This is a genomic window from Corallococcus sp. AB011P (genome assembly GCF_003611605.1).
GTDB lineage: Bacteria > Myxococcota > Myxococcia > Myxococcales > Myxococcaceae > Corallococcus > Corallococcus coralloides.
Genome location: NZ_RAVX01000028.1, coordinates 38,035 through 57,127 on the forward strand (window position 1 = coordinate 38,035; position 19,093 = coordinate 57,127).

Below are 19,093 nucleotides of genomic sequence, written 5' to 3' on the forward strand. Positions count from 1 at the left end.
ATGATGTGGCTGCAAGACGTGGCGTTGCTGGCATGCCCGGATTGCCGGGGCCAGTTGGTGTGGCACGGGCAGAGCGAGGACGACCGGCTGGACGAGGGACGTCTGCGCTGCGGCGGCTGCGGCGAGACGTGGGAGGCGGAGGACGGCCTGGCCCGGCTGTACCGCGAGGACCGCGTGCAGGGGACGGACCGCCTGATGCGCCACATCTACGACGGGCTGCCCGCGCTGCACGACCCGCTGACCGCGGTGCTGACGCCGCTGTTCCAGTCCGTCTCCGAGTCACGGATGCGCGACGGGTACATGCGCAGGTTGGAGCTGGGCGCGCTGAAGCCGCGCGAAGACGGACAGCCCGTGCGCGTGCTGGAGGTGGGCGTGGGCGCGGGCGCGAACCTGCCGCGCATCCGGGGCGCGCTGCCGCCGGGCCTGCCCGTGGAGGTGTGGGGCCTGGACCTGAGCACCGGCATGCTGGCGCAGTGCGAGAGGCGGCTGCGCAATGGCCGGGGCGTGAAGGACACGCGGCTGCTGGTGGCGGACGCGCACGCGCTCCCGTTCAAGGACGGCCTGTTCGACCGCGTCTTCCACGTCGGAGGGATTGGCGGCTACCGCCAGCCCGCTGTGGCGCTGCGGGAGATGGCGCGCGTGGCGCGGCCCGGCACGCCGCTGGTGGTGGTGGACGAGCAGCTGGACGCGGCCTTCCGCCCGTCGCTGTTCCAGCGCGCCGCCTTCCGCGCCCTCACGTTCTACACGCGCGACGCGAAGAGCCCTCGCGACCTGCTGCCTCGCAACGCCGAAGACGTCATCGAGGAACAGGTGTCACCGTTCTACTATTGCCTCACGTTCCGCGTTCCGGCCGTCACGGGTTGAGCACCAGGTCCAGCAGCTTCAGCGTCATGCCGCCCGTGAAGTCGATGGTGGCGCCGTTGAACCACGCGGCGTCGTCACCCACGAGCACGGTGACGAAGCGGGCCACCTCTTCCAATGTCCCCATGCGCCCCGCGGGGTTCATGGCCGCGTGGCGCGCTTCCAGTCGGGCCAGCGCTTCCGGCGAGTAGACGTGGCGCAGCGCGGGCGTCATCACCGTGCCGAACTTGAGCAGGTTGACGCGGTGGCCCTTCGGGCCCAGCTCCATGGCCAGGTGGCGCACGTACATCTCCAGCGAGGCCTTGGCGGCGCTGATGAGGCCGGTGTTGCCCAGGTGCGTCTCATCCAGCGGGTTCTGCAGGCCCAGCAGGCGCGCGTCCGGGGCCAGCAGGTCGCGTTGCACCAGGGCCTGCGTCCAGTACACGAACGAGTGCGCCATGCAGTCGAACGTGCGCTGGATGCGGCGCGGGTGCAGCCGGTCCGGGCCCTCGGAGAGGAAGTGGCCCACGGACGCTCCGGCGATGGCGTGCACGAACAGCTTCACGCTGCGGGGGCCCGCGCGCTGGAGCAGCTCGTCCGCGCCGGCCTCGGCGGCTTCGGGCGTGGAGGCATCCGCCTGCCGCAGGTGCACGTCCCGGCCCGCGTCGCGCACGCGGGTCTCCAGCTCCCGCGCGGTGTCCGGGTAGCGGCCCCGGTGCACGCCGAAGACGTTCAGCCCCGGCTTGCGCGCGACGGCCTCCGCGATGGCCGCGCCCGAGCCGGAAGATGCACCCAGGATGAGCGCCCACGCCGGGGGAGCACCCTCCGATGCGGCTGGAGGAAATCCGCAGGGGACAGGGGGCTCGTGCATGGTGCTCCCATCATAGGAGGCCACGCGGGGTGGGGCTCGGGAGACGGCAGGGGGCCTCGACGGAAAGGGGAACGGAGTGGAAAGATCCACCCATGCCCTCAGTGAAGCTCCTCTTCGCGTGCCGGGTCGTGCCCGTCCTCGCACTTCTCGCGGCCTGTGCCCATGGCTCCTCGGACGAAACGAAGTCGGAGGCCGAGCAGGAGCTCACCACGCTGTACCAGCGCACCTGCGGTGGGAGGCTGGCGCAGGCGTGCTTCGAACAGGCCGAGCGCCTCCGCGTGGGCGACGGCGTCCCGAAGGACGTGGCGCGCGCGGCGACGCTCTACGAGCTGGGCTGCAACGGCGACGACCTGCGCGCGTGCGTGGCGCTGGGGGTGTTGAAGGAAGAGGGGCGGGGCGTCGCGAAGGACGAGGCCGAGGCGGCGCGGCTGTACTCGCGGGGCTGTGAGCGGGACCTGCCGGAGGGCTGCGGCCACCTGGCGCTGCTGTACGGCGAGGGCCGGGGCGTGGCGAAGGACCTGGCGCAGGCGGTGCGCCTCTACGAGCGCGGCTGCGCGGGGGATGACCGGCTGGCGTGCAACAACCTGGGCGTGCTGACGCTGATGGGCGGCTTCGGCGTCGAGCAGGACGTGGCGGCGGGCATGGGGATGCTGGTGCAGGCGTGCAACCGGAGCCTCGGGGTCGCCTGCCTCACGGTGGCGCGCGAGTTCGACCAGGGCACGCGCACGCGCAAGGACGCGCGCCTTGCGTCCAGCTACTTCCGCACGGCTTGCGGCCTGGGGGAGAAGGACGCGTGCGCCTTCGCGAACACGGCGGAGAAGCCGGAGCCCACGCCCACGGCCACGCTGGAGGAGGGCGCGAAGCTGGAGGAGATCCGCGCCATGTGCGAGACGGGCTCGGGCGTGGGCCTGGGCATGGCGTGCTACGTGATGGGCACCGCGTACGAGAAGGGCGGCGCGGGCGTGGCGGTGAACCCCGGCCGCGCGACGATGTTCTACCAGCGCGCGTGCGACCACGAGGTGCCGGAGGCCTGCGGCGACGTGCGGCGCATGCTGGGGCTCGCGGCGGACGGCACGAAGGCGGAGGCGCCGAAGCAGTCCGTGTTGCAGTCGCTCCAACTGGACCCGGCGAAGACCGCGCCGCGGAAGCCGAAGGGGTCCGTGCTGCAATCGCTCCAACTGGACGCGGGGAAGGTCACCTCGAGCGCGAAGCCCGCGCCACGCGCGTCCATCGACCGCTGGAAGGACGAGTGCCGGGACGGAAAGGGCGAGGGCGATGCATGCGCCCGGCTGGGAGAGGCGCTGCTGGAAGGGAGCGCGGGGCTCCCGGTGGATGTGACGAAGGCGATGCAGCTGCTGGAGGACGCCTGCATGAAACGCACGCCCTCCGCCTGCGTGCGGCTCTGGCGCGTGCTGTCCTTCGGGGATGAAAACCTGAAGATCAAACCGGCTCCGCTCGTGGGCCTCGTCTTCCTGGAGACGGGGTGTGAGGCGCGCAACGGCGGCCCGGCGTGTGAGGCGCTGGGCATGGCCCTGATCAACACCTCCCGTCGATACGCGAATCCGGGGAAGGGCATGCAGGCCCTGCGCGACGGGTGCTTCACCCATGAGGACAGCAGGAGCTGCGCCGTGCTCATCCACCTGACGCGACAGCTCGCGGACTCCGGGCAGGAGGGGCTGAACGCGGAGGCGCGGCGCAGCCTCCCGCTCGTCCTAGCCCAGGGATGCAAGTCGCACATGCGGCTTGCCTGCAAGGAATCGGGCCAGCCGTTGCCTAAGGACAACCTGGGGGTGCGCAACCTGCGGGCGGACTGCGACGCGGGCGACCCGGATGCCTGCGCGGACCTGGCTCATGAATACCGGCAGGCCAACCGCGTCGACCGCGACCTCGAAGAGGAGCTCCGGGTGGCGGAGAAGGGGTGCTCGGGTGGCAGCGCCCGCGCCTGTGGCCACCTGGCGATGCGCTACAGCGAGACGGTCACGGGAGGAATGCCGCGCGACCTGGACAACGCCTTCGCACGCGCGGAGCAGGCCTGCGCCATGAAGTCCTGGGGCGCGTGCGACCAGCTCGCGCGGCTCCTGAAGGAGCACCGGCACCTGGGAGCGGACGCGCCGCAGGTCCAGGAGGCCCAGGCGCTTGACTGCCTCTACCGGCCCGTGGCCTGGCGCCCGAAGGAATGCGCGAAGTAGGCCCTTCATCGCGTCATCCGCGCCGGAGCTGAAACGCCGCGGCCACGGGCTTCGTGGAGTTGCGCCGTCCGCTGGTGGAAAGCCCGCTGCACGAAGGGATGGATGGGTTGTTCCCGGGTCCGTCCGCGTTTACCGATGAAGGACGCATCCCCAGCGCCGTGGAGAAGGAGCATCCCATCGTGCGTCCTCCGGAGAAGGTCGTGTTCGGCCACACCGTCGAAGGCCTGCTGGTGGCCCTGGATGGGCATCTGGAAGGCCCGCTCCGCCCGAGGTTGAAGGCCGTGGGGCTGGACCTGGACCAGAAGCTGGCGCCCGCCTATCCCCGGGACCAGTGGCACCAGATGCTGCTCCTGGGCGCGCAGGTGCTCTTCCCCCACCACTCCGTCGCCCAGGCGCACTGGCACCTGGGCCAGCGCTTCGTCACGGCCTACTTCTCCACCCGCATCGGCCGCGCGCTCCAGGGTGTGGTGAAGCTGCTGGGCCCCGCGCGCACGCTGGAGCGCACGACGCGCAACATGGCCTCCGGCAACAACTACCTGCACGTGGACGTGGTGCGCCTGGCCGCCACCGACTACCGGCTCCGGGTGAACGAAGGCGGCATCCACCCGGAGTTCATCGGGGCCCTGTGCCACTTCGGCACGCTGACCACCGGCGTGAAGGGACTCACCACCGTCGTGGAGGGCCGTGAAGGGCCCTCCGCGACGTACCGGATGCGCTGGTAGCGGCCGTGCTCAGCCGTGGGAGATGACGAACTCCTGTTCTCCCACGCGCACCTGGAGCAAGCGCTGGATGCCCGACCCCAGCTTCCACCGGATGGCGAGCTGATCCATCCACGCGACGAACGCGGTGACGCGGAAGTCGTCGCAGGCCAGGTCATCCAGGGCCGTGAACACCTGCTGCACGGCGGAGGTCGCGTCGTTCTCCGCGATGACGGCTTCCGAGTGGATGGCCTTGTTCAGCGTGATGAGCTTGTCGAGCAGGTCCCTCCAGAACACGTACACCTTCCCGTACGGCTGGCCCCCGATGTCGCCTCCGTAGCGTGACGACTGCACGAGCACGTCCGAGAACGTGCCCGTGCCGCCGGTCTGCTCCCAGTGTGACGCGACGAAGCCGTCCGCCCCCGCCTGGGTCTTCAGGTGCCAGGCCACGCTCGCCCTGGCCCGGTCCAGCGTCCAGTCCTTCGCCCCGTCCTTGAGGTACGCGTCCCAGAGCGGCGTGTAGAGCTCTTCCCGGCGCTGGAGGCTGGTGCGCACGGGCTGGCTGGCCCGGGGCAGGGCGCGCGCCAGGGCCCTGGCGAAGGCGTTGCGTTCGAAGGCGGGTTCGGAGCCCAGCTTCGCCAGCAGCCGCCGGAAGCTGGGGTTGTCCACGCGCAGGTCCAGCCGCGTGGCGGTCTTCGTGCCGGCGGGCGCCGCGCGGAAGAGGCGGTCCACCAGCGCCGGCGCGTCCTCCGGACGGACCGCGCCCCAGACGGTGGCCGCGTCCACCGCGCGTTGGATGAGCTCCTTCGACAGGCCGTCCTCCACGTGGCTCTGGGCGAAGAAGGAGTATTCGAATTCGTCCGCGCTGGGCGTGAGGCTGAAGCGCGGCATCTGGGCGCTGAAGTCGAGCCCCCAGCGGGAGGTCTTCCCGTACAGCACGCCCGAGCTCGTGTAGCTGCGCGCCCCCAGGAACGCGTAGCGGCGCGGGCCCTGCCGGTGGTCGCGGGACGCGTGCTGGACGACGGCCTTGAGCTTCCGCCGGTCCTCCTGCGAGGCGAAGTTGAGGTCGCGCCAGCCCAGGCCCAGGCCCCAGACGCGCTGGGACTCCACGGACTTCATGTGGAAGTAGCGCCGCAGCCAGGTGTCATTCACCCGGCGCTGGATGGAGGCCAGGTCGCCGGAGACGAACGCGCCATGCGCGCCCGCCAGCTCCCCGACTGGCACCTCCAGCTCCAGCAGCGTCGCGTCCTCGGTGCTGCGCGCGTACTCGTATTCGAAGCCGGCCTTGAGCGCGCCGCTCACCACGCTCTCCACGAAGTCCTTCAGTTCTTCATACGCGGCCGTCACCGCCGCGACCGTGGGCTCCACCGACTTGAGGAACCCCAGTTGCTTCAGCAGCGCGGCGGCGACCTGGAGGAGCGCGGGCTGGAGCGAGCCCTGCTCCAGGCCTTCGACGAGCTTCAAGGCGTCCTGCACCTTGGAGTCCACGGCGCTCAGGATGGAGGCGAGCAGCGGCGACGAGTGCCCCAGCGAGACGCCCGCGGACACGTGGACCGCCGCGCCGTCCGAGGTGGCCTTGCGGACCGACACGCGGAACGCTCCGCCGTCCTTCGGCCGGGAGAAGACGATGCGGAACTCGTCCTGGAGCGACACGGTGCCGCCGATGGACGCGCCCGCCTCCGCCTTCAGCTCGAACACCAGTTGCCCGGCCAGCCGCTTCGCGAGCGCCCCCACCAGGGACGTGCTGATGGCGGACCAGGACACCTTCACGCCGGCCTTCAGGGCCACGCACGTCTGGAACGACAGGGCATCACCGGGCTGGAGCGCCTGCACATCCCCCAGCACGAAGGGCAGGCGGAGGGACTTCACGTCCGAACCCAGCGCGGCCTCCAGCGTCTGGGTGGCGGCGTGGTGCCGGTAGTCCGCCACCTTCACCTGGAGCGACCCGCCGCCGCTCAACTCGACGAAGGGGAAGTCCCCCTGGCCGTTGGCCTCCGCGCTCAGCTCCGCCGCGTACTTCAGCCAGCACGCGGCCCCGTCCGGGGAGAAGAGGGGCTCCACCGAGGAGCCGTCCAGCTCCTTTGGGGGCACGCCGATGATGCCGTACGCGTCCTTGTCGTTCCGGTCGTTGAAGAGCTCGACGGGGACCTTGAACGCGCCCGTCAGGGACACCTCGCCGCCCTGGATGGGGATGGCCTTGTTGCCGTTCAGCTCCGCGTGGCCCAGCGCCTGCTCGTGCGCGGCGTTGCCCAGCGCGAGTTTGAGCGTGTTCACCGCGGGAATGTGGATGCTCCAGCTCATGAGACTCCCCCACCTTGGAATGACTGTGTCCCAGGGACCGCTGAGCAATCATTGCCGTGGGGCCTGCCTGGCCGCTTCTGACGGCGGGGAGGTGCGACTGTCCTCACCGTGAAATCGTCATCACCCCTAGGATGTAGGGGTTGTCCACGAGTCGGTGTTCGAACTAACCAGGGGGCACCCAAGCCACGTCATCCCCCGAGACGTGGCGGAGGAGCCCCGCGTGTCGAACCCCTCGGAGATCATCTTCGGCCATACGGTCGAAGGGCTGCTGTTGGCCTTGAAGGGCCGGCTGGACGGTCCGCTGCGCGCGAAGCTGAAGGACGCCGGGCTGGACCTGGACCGGAAGCTGGAGCCCGCGTATCCGAACGCCATCTGGCAGAAGGTCCTGCAGCTATGCGCGACGGAGCTGTTCCCGGGGGTGTCCATGAACGAGGCGCAGTGGCGGCTGGGTGAGCGCTTCGTCGCGGGCTACTTCGAGACGAACATGGGCCGCGCGCTGCAGACGGTGGTGAAGCTGCTGGGCCCCGCGCGCACCCTGGAGCGCACGTCGCGCAACCTGGCCTCCGGCAGCAACTTCCTGCACGTGGAGGTGGAGCGGCTGGCGGACACGGACTACCGCGTCAAGGTGAACGAGGGCGGGACCTACCCGGAGTTCATCGGCTCCATCTGCCACCACGGGACGCTGGCCACCGGCGTGAAGGGACTGACCACCGTGGTCGAGTCCCGCCAGGGCCGCGCCGCCATCTACCGCATGCGCTGGTAGTCCCGCGCCGCGTCCAGCAGTCCCTGCACCGCGCCTGTCACCTCGCGGTGCACCGTCAGCAGGGACTCCCGGTCCGCCGCGTCGAAGCCCGGGTTCAGATGGGTTGTCAGTGGCTCTCCAACCCATTGGGTCATCTTCACCGGGAAGGGCAGGGACAGCGGCCACAGGCCCGTGGCGCCCACGCCCAGCCATAGCGGCAGCCTTCCGGGCAGCCCCACGCGCTTGCCCCACGCGTAGCCGTCGTTCAGGCCCACGTAGGCGTCGTCCATTCCGTGGCCCGCGATGGGGACGATGGGCAGGCCGTAGTGCACGGCCAGCCGCAGGTAGCCCAGCCGCTCTCCCCAATCCACGCGGTAGCGGTGCCGGAAGTCGCGGCAGCCCTCGCGCGTGCCTCCTGGCTGCACCAGGATGTGCTCGCCCTTCTTCACGGCTTCGGCCAACAGCGGCCCGTCGCCCGTGACGAAGCCCAGCCCGTCCGCCACCTGCCGCATGCCGGGGATGCGGTCGAACGCACCGTGCGCGATGCCGTGCGGCAGGTAGCCCAGGCGGTCGTGCAGCGTCACCGTCAGCATGCACAGGTCCACCGCCAGGGGCCGCCCGTGGTAGCCCACCAGCAGCTTCGCGCCGGGGCGCAGGAGCGGCTCCAGGTTCACCACTTCGTAGCGGTGGTAGCGCTGGAGCAGGCGGAACGTCGTCAGCCACGCGGCCCGTGCCGCCGTCGCCGTGACCGTCACCCGCCCACCCGGTACAGCACCGCGCCGTGCGCCACGCCCGCGCCCACGCCCACCATCAACACCCGGTCCCCCGGCTTCACCGGCCGCGTGCGCCACAGCCGGTCCAACCCCGTGCCCAGCGACGCGGAGCCCACGCTGCCCACCGTGTCCACCACCGTGACGCTCTTCGCCTCCGGTACCTCCAAGGCCTGGAGGATGGCCGCGAACATGCTCCCGTTCGGCTGGTGCGTGAGCACCCACTCCACGTCCGCCACCGTCAGTCCCGCGCCCTGGAGCACCGTCGAGGCCGCGCGCTTCAACGCGCCCAGCGCCACGCGGGTCATGTCGCGCGATGGCGTGAGGAAGCGCATGCCCTCGCGCTGGCCCGTCTGGTGCGGGTTCTCCAGCACGACGTCCGGCGGCAGCGTGCCGTCGTTGCCGAACGCGGCGCCCAGTACTCCCTCTCCGGGACGCGCTTCGCCCAGCACCACCGCCGCCGCCGCGTCACCCAGCACCAGGTAGGGACGTGGGTCTTCTGGCCGCGTGGTGCGCGACAGCAGCTCCACTGACACCACGCCCACCGGCCCCAGCCCCGTCGCCACCGAGCGCGCCGCCAGGTCGAACGCGCTCAGGAAACCCATGCACGCGTTGCCGATGTCCATCGCATCGCACGTGCCGGACAGCCCCAGCGCCGCCGCCACCCGGCTGCCGTTGGCCGGCGTGGTGACGTCCCCGCCCATCGACGACACGAACAGGATTCGCCGGAGCGCCGTCGCCGGAAGTCCCGCTGCCTCCAGCGCGCCCCGCAGGGCCTGGGCTCCCAGGTCCGCGGCGCGCGTCCCCGCAGGAGCGAAGTGCCGCGTGCGGATGCCCGTCTTGCGTTCGACCTCCGCCGCGTCGCGGCCCACGCGCGCGCAGACCTCTTCCGTCGTCACGGCCGGGCCGGGCAGCACGCTCGCGGTGCCGAGGATGCGAACCGGAATCATGCGGCCCTCCGGCGGCCGGCCGGCTTCCCGCGCAAGAACTCCCGCGCCTGGCTGCGGCCAGGAATCATGCGGCCCTCCTTCCGCCGGCCGCGTTCCGGCGCCCTCGCAGCGCCTCCCAGGCCTGCTTGAGCTCCAGCAGCTTCTGCTCCAGGTCCATGTCGCGCGCGGCCTCGTCCAGCACCTCGTCCACGTGCGTGAAGCGCATGGAGCCGAGCAACGGATGCTCACGCGTGCCCACGTCGTAGCGCAGGTCCCCTCTCGCGGACTCCAGGTCGCCGCTGCGGTGCAGGAGCAGCACGCCGCTGGCCAGCAGGTCCTTCGCTCGCGCCACCGGGTTGAGCGCGGAGAGGAACAGCCCCACCGCTCCGGGCAACAGCGGCCGCGCGGCGTGGTGATGGCCCGCGGGGAAGATGTTGCTGGAGAAGATCAGGTCCGCGCCCGCGTGGAGCAGCACGTCCACCGGCACCATGCTGGTGAAGGCCCCGTCCACGTAGCGCGCGGGAGGCTGGAGCGTGGGAGCCCAGACACCCGGCGCCGAGCCACTCGCGCGCACGGCCAGCGCCAGCGGCCCCTTCTCCAGCACCACGCAGCGGCCCGTGGTCAGGTCCGTCGTCACCGGCAGGAAGCCCATGGGCAATTCCTCCAGCGCCAGGTCCCCCAGGTCGCCGCGCACCAGCCACTCCATGGCCTGCGTCGTCACGACGGAAGACAGCGCAGCTGCGGACAGGTGCCCGCCCCGCGCGCGGTGCTGGAGCCGGCGCAGGCCGTCCAGGCCTTCACGCCCGTCGCGCGCGGTGCCGCAGTAGTACGCGCCCACCAGCGAGCCCATGCTGGCGCTGCTGAGGAAGTCCACCGGCACGTCCAGCGCGGCCAGCCTCCGCAACAGGTGCACGTGGTAGAAGCCCCACACTCCGCCGCCGCTGAGCGCCAGTCCCACGCGCCGGCCGGTGATGGCGCGCGCCCACCGCGACAGCGCGTCCAGCGTCCCCGCGTCCAGGCCCAGCGCCGCCAGCGGCCGCGAGTCCCCGGGCCGCACCACCAGCCGCTCCCAGTCCAGCCGCAGCCGGCACCCGGGCGGCGGCGCGTCCTCGTCCCAGCCGTCCTCGGCCGGCAGCGAGCGCCCCCGCAACGTCGGGCTGCCCATCGGCCGCCACGGCGACAGCAGCACGGTGGGCAGCACCGGCGCTCCCGGCGTCCCCACGCCGTCCGCCTCTCCGCCCGGAGGCATGAGCCGCACCTCGCGCGGCGTCAGCGCCTCCGGCACCGGCGCGCCATCCACCAGCACGCAGTCGAAGTCCTCGCTCTCGGGGAGGAGCGGAGCGCCCGGCGTCACCGTGCGGCGGAACACGCGGTCGGCTCCGCGCACCGCGCCGTCCGTGCGCTTCGTCCCCGCGCGCACGAGCAGCACCCGGTCCCCGAAGTCATGGACCATCACCTTCGCCACCAGCTCCACCAGCACGGACAGCATCGCGGGCGGCAGCTCCAGCCCCTGCTGCGCGCGGAACGTCACCACGTCCGTGCGCGGCGTGGCGCCGCCGCGCGGCACCGTCGCCACCGCCTCCAGCTCCGCGCGAGGAAGGAAGAGGGCGTGCGACGCGGACGCCGCCGTCACCGTGACGGGCCACGTGCCGCGCGCGAGCGCCTCCACGCCCAGCGACATCCCCGAGCGCAGGTGCAGGAGCACCGTCCCTCCCGCCGTCATCCGCCACTCGCCCGAGCGCAGGAGGTAGATGCCGTCCACCGGCTCGCCCTCGCGGCAGATGCCCTCGCCCGGCTGGGGTTCCACCGGCCGGGCCCGCTCCAGCAGGCGGAGCAGGGCGGACGCACGCGCGTGGCGCAGCACGGGGGCTTGCTTCAACGTGTACAGCCACCGACGCCGCTCATCGACAGTCAGAGGAGAAGGCATGCGTCGCTCAAGGATAACCAGGACGCTCCGGCGCCGGGTAGCACGCCAGAGTGCCTGCCCGCTCCGTGCGGGTCCTTCGCGACGCGCCGCTACGCCGGCTGGGGTCGCGGTGGCTCCCCCTCGGGAGGGATGGACGGCGGCGGCGGATTCTGCGGTCCGCTTGGTGGATTGCCATGCTTGCGGTGTTTCAGGATCTTCGTGCGCGCGCCTTCCACCAGCGCGTAGAGCACCGGGATGAAGATGAGGTTCACGAAGGTGGAGAAGAGCATGCCGCCGAAGACGGCCGTGCCCAGCGACTTGCGCGCGGAGGCGCCCGCGCCGCTGGCCAGCATCAGCGGCACCACGCCGAAGAGGAACGCGAAGGACGTCATCAGGATGGGACGCAGGCGCGTCTCCGCCGCGTTGATGGCGGACTCCACGACTCCCTGACCCTGCGCGCGCAGCTGCTCGCCGAACTCCACGATGAGGATGGCGTTCTTCGACGCGAGGCCCACCAGCATCACCAGGCCCACCTGACAGAACACGTCGTTCACCAGCCCTCGCAGGTTCTGCAGGAGCAGCGCGCCCATCATCGCGACGGGCACCGCGAGCATGACGACGAAGGGCAGGGCGAAGCTCTCGTACTGCGCGGCCAGCACCAGGAACACGAACACGATGCCCAGCGCGAAGATGACGAGCACGGTGTTGCCCGCGCTCTTCTGCTCCTGGGACAGGCCCGTCCACTCGAAGGTGAAGCCCGGCGGCAGGGCCTGCTTCGCCACCTCCTCCATGGCGTTCAAGGCCGTGCCGGTGGAGGTGCCGGGGCTGCCCTGGCCGTTGATGTTGGCGGAGCGGAAGAGGTTGTAGTGGGTGATGTTCTGCGCGCTGGTGATGGGCGTCACCTTCACCAGCGCCTCCAGCGGCACCATGGCCCCGGTGTCCGCGCGCACGTAGAAGCTGCCGATGTCCTTGGGGTTGTCACGGAAGGGCGTCGCGGCCTGCACGAACACGCGGTAGACGCGGTTGGCGAAGGTGAAGTCGTTCACGTACTGGCTGCCCAGGTACACCTGGAGCGTGGAGAACAGCGAGGACAGGGGCACGCCCATGGCCTTGGCTTTCTCCCGGTCCACGTCGATGTTGAGCTGCGGCGAGCCCGCGGTGAACGCGGAGAACACGCCGCGCAGCCGGTGATCCTGGCCCGCCTTGCCCACCAGGGCCTGGGTGGCCTGCGCCAGCTCCTCCAGCGTGCGGCCACCCTGCTGGTCCTCCAGCACGAACTCGAAGCCGCCCACGCTGCCCACGCCTCGGATGGCGGGTGGTTGCAGGGGCAGCACGCGCGCGCCGCCCACCTGGCTCAGCGGGCCACGCAGACGCTCTATCAGGCCCGCGACGCTGGACTCCTTCGCCTTGCGCTCCTCCCAGGGCTTCAGGTTGATGAAGAGCGAGCCGTAGTTGGCGCCCGTGCCCAGGAGCGAGAAGCCGCCCACGGTGAAGATCTGCGTCACCTCCTCCTGCTGCTTGATGAGGCCCTCCACCTGGATGAGCACGTTGCGCGTGTACTCCAGCGACGTGCCCTCCGGGCCCTGCACCGCGATGATGATGTAGCCCTGGTCCTCGTCCGGGATGAAGCCCGTGGGCGTGGAGCGGTAGAGCAGGCCCGTGGCCACGAGGAACACCGCGAAGATGCCCACGACGAGCCACCGAGCCTTGCCCAGCATCACGCCCAGCAGCTTCCCGTAGCCGCGCCGGAGCGAGTCCAGGCCCTGGTCGAACTTGCGCGCCAGGACGAACTTCTTGCCCTCGTTGGGGCGCAAGAGGCGCGCGCACAGCGCGGGGGACAGGGTGAGCGCGACGAGCGCGGAGAGGCTGATGGAGAACGCGATGGTGAGCGCGAACTGGCGGTAGATGGCGCCCGTGGTGCCGGGGAAGAAGGACACCGGGATGAACACCGCGGACAGCACCAGCGCGGTGGCCACCACCACGCCGGCCACCTGTTGCATGCCCCGGTGGGTGGCCTCCTTCGCGTCCACCTTCTCGTGCTCGATGACGCGCTCCACGTTCTCGATGACGACGATGGCGTCATCCACCACCAGGCCCGTGGCCAGCGTGAGGCCGAAGAGGGTCAGCGTGTTGAGCGAGAAGCCGAACGCGTTGACGAACATGAACGTGCCGACGAGTGACACCGGCAGCGTCGTCACCGCCACCAGCACGCTGCGCCAGCCGTGCAGGAAGATGAAGATGACCAGGACGACCAGGAGAATGGCTTCACCCAGCGCCTTGAGCACCTCCTCGATGGAGGCGCTCACCGCGGCCGTGGTGTCGAACGCCACCTGATAGGTGAGGCCCGGCGGGAAGTTGGCGGACAGCCGCTGGAGCTCCGCCTCCACGCCCTTGCGCACGTCCAGCGCGTTGGAGCCGGGCAATTGCGTGATGCCCAGGCCCACCGCGTCCTGGCCGTTGAAGCGCAACAGCTGCTGGTAGTTCTCCGCGCCCAGCTGCGCGTTGCCCACGTCGCGGATGCGCACCAGGGCGCCGTCAGCGCCGCGCTGGATGACGATGGCGCCGAACTCGTCCGCGGACGTCAGCTGGCCCTTCACCTGGAGGGACAACTGGTACGCCTGGTCCTTGGAGGACGGGGCCTGGCCCACCTTGCCCGCGCCCACCTGGACGTTCTGCTCCTGGAGCGCGTTGACCACGTCCTGCGCGGTGAGGCCGCGGCGGGCCAGCTCCGTGGGGTCCAGCCACAGGCGCATGGCGAAGCGGCGCTCGCCGAAGATGCGCACGTCGCCCACGCCCTTCACGCGCAACAGCGCGTCGCGGATGAAGACGTCCGCGTAGTTGCTGATGAACTCCGTGTCGTAGCGCTTCTCCTTGTCATAGACGCCGAAGGAGACCAGCAGCTGCGTCTGCGCCTTGCGCACGGTGACGCCCAGCGCGTTCACCTGAGAGGGCAGCTGCGGCGTGGCGGTGGCCACGCGGTTCTGCACGTCCACCGCGGCCAGGTCCACGTCTCGCGACGGGTCGAACGTGGCGGTGATGGTGCACTGGCCGTCGTTGGTGCTGGTGGAGGACATGTAGCGCATGCCCTCCATGCCGTTGAGCTGGCGCTCCAGCACGGTGGTGACGGCGCTCTCCACCGTCTCCGCGGACGCGCCGGTGTAGGTCGCCGTGATTTGCACCTGCGGCAGCGCCAGCTCCGGGTACTGCTCGATGGGGAGGCTGGGAATGGAGATGGCGCCCACCAGCGTGATGAGGATGGACAGCACGCTGGAGAAGACGGGGCGCTGGATGAAGAAGTCGGTGAACATGGCAGCCCCCTACCGACCCGCGTCCGCGCCGCCGCCCATGCCCTGGGCAGGGGGCAGGGGCATGCCTTCTGTCTGGCCCTGCGACCGCCGCGCGGGCTTCGGCTGGATGGGCATGCCGTCCCGCAGCTGCTGCACCCCGCTGATGATGACCTGGGTGCCCGCGTCCAGTCCCTTGAGCACCTCGTAGTCGTTGCCCTCCACCAGCCCCAGCGTCACGGGCTGGCGCTTCACCACGGTGCCGGCGTCGCTCTCACCCACCACCATGGCGAAGGACTGGCTGCCCTGCCGCGTCACCGCGGTGGTGGGCATCTTCAGGGCGTCGCGCACGTCGTAGACGAGCTGCGCGCGCACCAGCTGGCCGGCCCTGAGGCCCACGGTGTTCGCGAAGGCGGCCTGCACCTCCACCAGCTGCGTGTTGGGGTTGGGGGTGGTGGCGACGAAGGAGGCGGGGGCGCGGACGATGGGCTCGCCGTCCGCGTTGAGCACCTCCAGCGGCGTCTGTCCCACCTTCACGCGCGCGGCCTGGTCCACGGGCACCTGCACGGACAGCTCCAGCGCGCGGCTCTGGTCCAGGATGGTGAGCGCCGTCTGCGGCGTCACGTAGTCGCCCAGCTTCACGGGGATGTCGCCCACGACGCCGTCGAAGGGGGCGCTCACGTTGAAGAAGCCCAGCTGCACCTGCTGGTTCTGGATTTGCGCCTCCGCCGCCTGGGCCTGGGCCTCGGATTGCGCCGCCTGGGCCACGGCCTGTTCGTAGTCCTGGCGGCTGACGAGTCCTTCCCTGAGAAGCTGCGCGCTGCGCTCGCGCGTCTTGCGAGCGAACTCGCGGTTGGCGACGGCGGAGGCCTTCTGGGCCTGGGTGGCGCGCAGGGAGGCCTGCTCCTGGCGCGGATCCACGACGAGCAGCACCTGACCGGCCTTCACCTGCTGGCCGGGGCGGGCGGGAATCTGCTGGATGTAGCCGGCGACCTGCGGGACGACGGTGATGCTGCTGCGGGAGATGAGGGTGCCCACGTACTCGCGGGTGTCGCGCACCGGGCCGGGCTTCACCGCCATCACCTGCACGGGCGTGGGCTTGCCGCCGCCCTGGCTCTGGCCGCCCGCCTGGGGGCCGCCTCCGGGAGAGGCCTGGCCGGGCTCCTTGCCGCCGCTGCACCCGCCCGCCGTCAGCGCGAGGACGAGCCCCCACGCGCCCCAACCGACCCTCACCAATCGCATGCCGCCTCCGACAGGAATGCATCCACCTGGGCCTGGCGGTACTGGAAGTCGCGGATGACGAGCTCCAGTTCGGCCTGCCGCAGGGCCCCGGCCGCGTCCACCAGCTCGAGGCTCGTTCCGGTGCCCACCTCGAAGCTGCGGCGGGTGAGCCGGTCATTCTCTTCCGCGAGCTTCCGCTGGCGGTCCGCCAGGTCGCGCGTCGCCTGGGTCACCTGCACGGCGCGCTTCGCCTGGGTGACCTCGATGACGACGTTGCGCTCGCGGCCGGTGACATCCGCGCGGGCCTGCTCCAGCTGGCCGCGGGCCTGGCGCAGGCGGCCCTCGCGCGCGCCGCCATCCCAGAAGGGCAGCACCAGGCTGGCGCCGACGTTCCAGATGGGCACCTTCGCGAAGCCCGGGTTGACGGTGAGCGCGGTGGTGCTGCTGGTGAGGTCCAGGGTGGGCGCGTACTGGCGATACACCTCGCCGATGGCGCGCTCGGCCACCACCTGGCGTGACCGGGCGGCGGCGATGTCCGGGCGGTTCTCCAGCTCCTGCAGCGTGCGGCAGGTGGCCTTCGCGCCCTGGAGCAGCGTGGTCAGCTCCAGGCCCGGCTTGAGGCCCACGGCGGACGGGGTGCCCAGGGCCAGGCCCAGGGACTCGCGCGCCTTGCGCAGGTCCTCGTCGCCGGTGACGACGTTGCGGCGGGCGATCTGCGCGTCCTGCTCCACGCGGACGACGTCCAGCCGGGTGCCCGCGCCCAGCTCGAAGCGGCGCTGCGCCAGGGCCAGCCGCTCCAGCGAGGTGCGCAGGTTGACGCGGTTGACCTCCGCCAGGCGTTCCGTGGAGGACACGGAGACGAGCGCCTGTGCGAGGCCGCGGGTGAGCTGCCGGCGCGTCTCCGCGAGCGACAGGTTGGCGGTGCGCCGCGACTCCTTGGCGCTGCCCAGGGCGTAGAGGCTGGCCAGGTCCACCACGGGCACGTTGGCGCTGAGGATGCCCACGCCCAGCAGCTCCGTGGGGGTGAAGTTCCCGCCACCCGTCACCGCGCCGCCCGTGCCGCCGCCGAAGGCGACGATGCCCGGGTTGAGGACGTTGTATTGGGCGGTCAGGTCGCCGGAGACGGAGGGCAGCAGGTTGGCGAGCGCGATGCGCCACGTGCCCGCGGCGACTTCAATCTGGCCCAGCGCCGCCTGGAAGTCGGTGGAGCGCTGGCGCAGGAGCGTGAGCGCTTCGTTCCAGGACTGGAGCTCCTGGGGCGCGGCGGGCGCGGGCGTGAGCAACGGATCCGACACGTTCGCCTGGAACGGCGGTGGCACTTCGGGGACGTCGTCTGGGTCTTGGGACGCGGGCGTGCTGGCGCGGCCGGGTCGGGGCGGAGCGGGAGTGCGGGGTGCGTTCGGAGCCTGGGTGGTGGGCGCGGGAGCGGCCGGTGGTGGCGCGGAAGGCGTGGGTGGCGGAGGCGCGGGCGGAGCGCGCTGCGGTGGCGCGGTGTATTGCGCGAGGACGGGACGGAAGGGTCCGGAGCCGTGCGGCGCTGGCGCCTCACCGGGGATTCCGGCGGGAACCAGCAGGGCTGCGAACACGAACGCGTTCATAAGGAATGCTCCCCAGGTAGGGGCGATGCCAGCCCCCCGCCACGGTTCGCGCCCCCCGGCGCTCCAGTGGACAACACAGCAGGGCGAGGAAGTGCTCAGCCGTCGATGAACGGACCTCGGGCCAGGAGCGGAGGTCCGGGGTTGCCCTTACGGACGCGAGGGCAGGGAAGAAGGTGGAGGGGCTCGTGGAGACATGGCGCGTCCTGACGCTGGCTGGGGAAGAGCCAACGTGCGTCGCGAGCGCCGAGCAGGCGTCTGTCTTCAAGGGAGGGCGCGCGTTCAGCACGCCACGGCTGCCCCAGGGGCGTGAGAATGGAGAAGCGTTGGGCGCTCATCGGTATCGTCAAGCCAGAGCACAAAGCCACGGGTCTGATGACCGCCGTTACGGAGTAACACCCACGCCCATGCACCTCTCAAAACCAGCGAAGTCAGGATGGCTCCTGGCCCTGTGCCTGCTCCCCGCGTGTGCGTTCTTCCAGCGCACTTCGCGTCCTCCCCATGCACCGCCGGAAGAGGCGGCCCGCGTCCAGTTCCCACTGGACCTGCCCGAAGACGCGCAGACGCTCGCGGGCGGCATGGTGACCGCCATGCAACTGGCGCTGGATGATTTCCGGCCCCTGGATTTGAAGCCCCACGAAGGGGCCACGGAGGAGGAGCGCTGTCTCTATCAGCGCGAGTCCTATGACGTCAGCGCGGCACCTGGCCCGGAGGGCGTGACCTTCGTGCAGATCACGCTCAAGCCACAGCTCTGCGAGAAGCAGGGCGCCATCATGGACATGGGGGCGACCTATGCCGTGGACGTGAAGGGACGGCGCATCCTCGCCGTGCAGCACTGAGGCAGTCCAGGCACGGGGGCCGCGGTAAGGGATGACAGTCAGGCCTGGAGGGCCTCTGTCACTCGTAGAACTTGCCCGCGAACAGGATGCTCGCGCACCGGTGCCAGGGATTGGCGGAGCGGCCCCGGTCCTGGGTGTCCTCGCCCCAGGAAGCGCCTCGTTCGAGGAACGCCCCGATGGTGCCGTTCTCCCAGCCGAGGGGGCTCGGAGCGTGCGGAGCAGGATGCCGGCGGGCAGCCTCCGCGCGGTCCTCTTCGAAGTCCTCGCTCAGCGCCTGGACGAAGCGTAGGAAGGACGCCTCGTCCGTGACCTCCTCCAGGAGTTGGTGCAGGTCATGGGCCATGGCGCACTCCAGTTCCCGTATCCAAGCCGGGAGTCTGGATGAACGGTAGGGGCACGGAGCCATCGGGTGGATCGAAGGACCGGCCGACCTCCGACGTGGGAACCAGGATGCCGTGCCCTGCATCCGTGGGCTCCATCGATTCATCCGGCTCGCCATCCCGAAGGCGGCGGAGGCTCCGGCCATCGCTCCCGACCGCGTACTGCGCGCCCGAATGCAGCGCGGGAACGGTCAGCCCGCAGGCCTGCGGATCCTCATCGATTCGGATGAAGAGGATGCCCTGCCGCTGAATGACCCTGTTCCGGTGTGACTCGCGCCGGTCGACGCACGGGGTGTTGGCATCTTGTGGGCCCAGGAAGTCGGCGGCGGCTGCGTCGAGCGCATGCAGGATGGTGCCGCTCAGTTCGACCGTGCGTCCATCCGCTCCCGCTTCCACGGCAGGCTGCTCGAAGAACTGTGGGAACTTGATGGACGCGTCATTCGTCCACGAATCACGCGTGGGCGTGGACCGCAGGCAGCCCGCCAGGAGCAACACCGCCGGAAACGCGCGCCGCGCCACGCTCACGCC

At 71.0% G+C, this 19,093-nt stretch carries 15 protein-coding genes; 5 read left to right on the forward strand and 10 right to left on the reverse strand.

Annotation, left to right across the window (positions count from 1 at the left end; translation table 11 throughout):
• The gene (locus D7X30_RS37980) at nucleotides 1-864 is read left to right on the forward strand and encodes a methyltransferase domain-containing protein (protein WP_199724665.1); all 864 of its coding nucleotides are present in this window, start codon (nucleotides 1-3) and stop codon (nucleotides 862-864) included.
• Here D7X30_RS37980 and D7X30_RS37985 read toward each other — a convergent pair.
• Nucleotides 854-1,711, reverse strand: coding sequence for an SDR family NAD(P)-dependent oxidoreductase (locus tag D7X30_RS37985; RefSeq protein ID WP_233592058.1), 858 nt, complete (start codon nucleotides 1,709-1,711; stop codon nucleotides 854-856). The genes D7X30_RS37980 and D7X30_RS37985 overlap by 11 nt on opposite strands.
• Nucleotides 1,712-1,803: 92 nt before the next feature.
• Between D7X30_RS37985 and D7X30_RS37990 the strand changes: the two genes are divergently transcribed.
• Together D7X30_RS37990 and D7X30_RS37995 are read left to right on the forward strand one after the other, a co-directional pair.
• Nucleotides 1,804-3,900, forward strand: coding sequence for an SEL1-like repeat protein (locus tag D7X30_RS37990; protein WP_158619461.1), 2,097 nt, complete (start codon nucleotides 1,804-1,806; stop codon nucleotides 3,898-3,900).
• Nucleotides 3,901-3,974: 74 nt separating this feature from the next.
• On the forward strand, nucleotides 3,975-4,622 hold the full coding sequence (locus D7X30_RS37995; protein ID WP_233592060.1) for a DUF2378 family protein: 648 nt from the start codon (nucleotides 3,975-3,977) through the stop codon (nucleotides 4,620-4,622).
• A 9-nt stretch (nucleotides 4,623-4,631) separates the two neighbouring features.
• Here the strand turns inward: D7X30_RS37995 and D7X30_RS38000 are convergent, their stop codons facing one another.
• Complete coding sequence (locus D7X30_RS38000) at nucleotides 4,632-6,899, reverse strand: hypothetical protein (RefSeq protein ID WP_120567873.1); 2,268 nt, start codon at nucleotides 6,897-6,899, stop codon at nucleotides 4,632-4,634.
• A gap of 220 nt (nucleotides 6,900-7,119) precedes the next feature.
• On the opposite strand from D7X30_RS38000, the gene D7X30_RS38005 reads away from it, so the two are divergent.
• Nucleotides 7,120-7,662 carry a DUF2378 family protein gene (locus tag D7X30_RS38005; protein ID WP_120567913.1) on the forward strand — a complete coding sequence of 181 codons (543 nt, stop codon included), beginning with the start codon at nucleotides 7,120-7,122 and terminating at the stop codon, nucleotides 7,660-7,662.
• On the opposite strand, the gene D7X30_RS38010 is transcribed toward D7X30_RS38005, so the two are convergent.
• The 6 genes from D7X30_RS38010 to D7X30_RS38035 all read right to left on the reverse strand — a co-directional run bounded on the left by D7X30_RS38010 (nucleotide 7,644) and on the right by D7X30_RS38035 (nucleotide 17,070).
• Nucleotides 7,644-8,396 carry a lysophospholipid acyltransferase family protein gene (locus D7X30_RS38010; RefSeq protein ID WP_120567874.1) on the reverse strand — a complete coding sequence of 251 codons (753 nt, stop codon included), beginning with the start codon at nucleotides 8,394-8,396 and terminating at the stop codon, nucleotides 7,644-7,646. The genes D7X30_RS38005 and D7X30_RS38010 overlap by 19 nt on opposite strands.
• Entirely contained in the window at nucleotides 8,393-9,361 is a 969-nt protein-coding gene (locus D7X30_RS38015) for a 3-oxoacyl-ACP synthase III family protein (protein WP_120567875.1), read from the reverse strand. Before D7X30_RS38015 ends, D7X30_RS38010 begins: the two co-directional genes overlap by 4 nt.
• Before the next feature lie 64 nt (nucleotides 9,362-9,425).
• Nucleotides 9,426-11,267, reverse strand: coding sequence for a cyclic nucleotide-binding and patatin-like phospholipase domain-containing protein (locus D7X30_RS38020; protein ID WP_120567876.1), 1,842 nt, complete (start codon nucleotides 11,265-11,267; stop codon nucleotides 9,426-9,428).
• An 89-nt stretch (nucleotides 11,268-11,356) separates the two neighbouring features.
• Nucleotides 11,357-14,554 carry an efflux RND transporter permease subunit gene (locus D7X30_RS38025; RefSeq protein WP_120567877.1) on the reverse strand — a complete coding sequence of 1,066 codons (3,198 nt, stop codon included), beginning with the start codon at nucleotides 14,552-14,554 and terminating at the stop codon, nucleotides 11,357-11,359.
• Nucleotides 14,555-14,563: 9 nt separating this feature from the next.
• Nucleotides 14,564-15,772: an efflux RND transporter periplasmic adaptor subunit gene (locus D7X30_RS38030; RefSeq protein WP_120567878.1), complete on the reverse strand. Its 1,209-nt coding sequence runs from the start codon at nucleotides 15,770-15,772 to the stop codon at nucleotides 14,564-14,566.
• Complete coding sequence (locus D7X30_RS38035) at nucleotides 15,760-17,070, reverse strand: TolC family protein (protein ID WP_120567879.1); 1,311 nt, start codon at nucleotides 17,068-17,070, stop codon at nucleotides 15,760-15,762. The genes D7X30_RS38030 and D7X30_RS38035 overlap by 13 nt, the downstream gene beginning before the upstream one ends.
• A gap of 683 nt (nucleotides 17,071-17,753) precedes the next feature.
• Between D7X30_RS38035 and D7X30_RS38040 the strand changes: the two genes are divergently transcribed.
• Nucleotides 17,754-18,185, forward strand: a complete 432-nt coding sequence (locus tag D7X30_RS38040) for a hypothetical protein (protein ID WP_120567880.1) — start codon at nucleotides 17,754-17,756, stop codon at nucleotides 18,183-18,185.
• Between the two features lie 58 nt (nucleotides 18,186-18,243).
• On the opposite strand, the gene D7X30_RS38045 is transcribed toward D7X30_RS38040, so the two are convergent.
• Together D7X30_RS38045 and D7X30_RS38050 are read right to left on the reverse strand one after the other, a co-directional pair.
• A complete protein-coding gene (locus D7X30_RS38045) occupies nucleotides 18,244-18,528 on the reverse strand; it encodes a hypothetical protein (protein WP_120567881.1) in 285 nt (94 codons plus the stop codon).
• Complete coding sequence (locus tag D7X30_RS38050) at nucleotides 18,518-19,090, reverse strand: hypothetical protein (RefSeq protein WP_147443418.1); 573 nt, start codon at nucleotides 19,088-19,090, stop codon at nucleotides 18,518-18,520. The genes D7X30_RS38045 and D7X30_RS38050 overlap by 11 nt, the downstream gene beginning before the upstream one ends.
• Nucleotides 19,091-19,093: the final 3 nt, after the last annotated feature.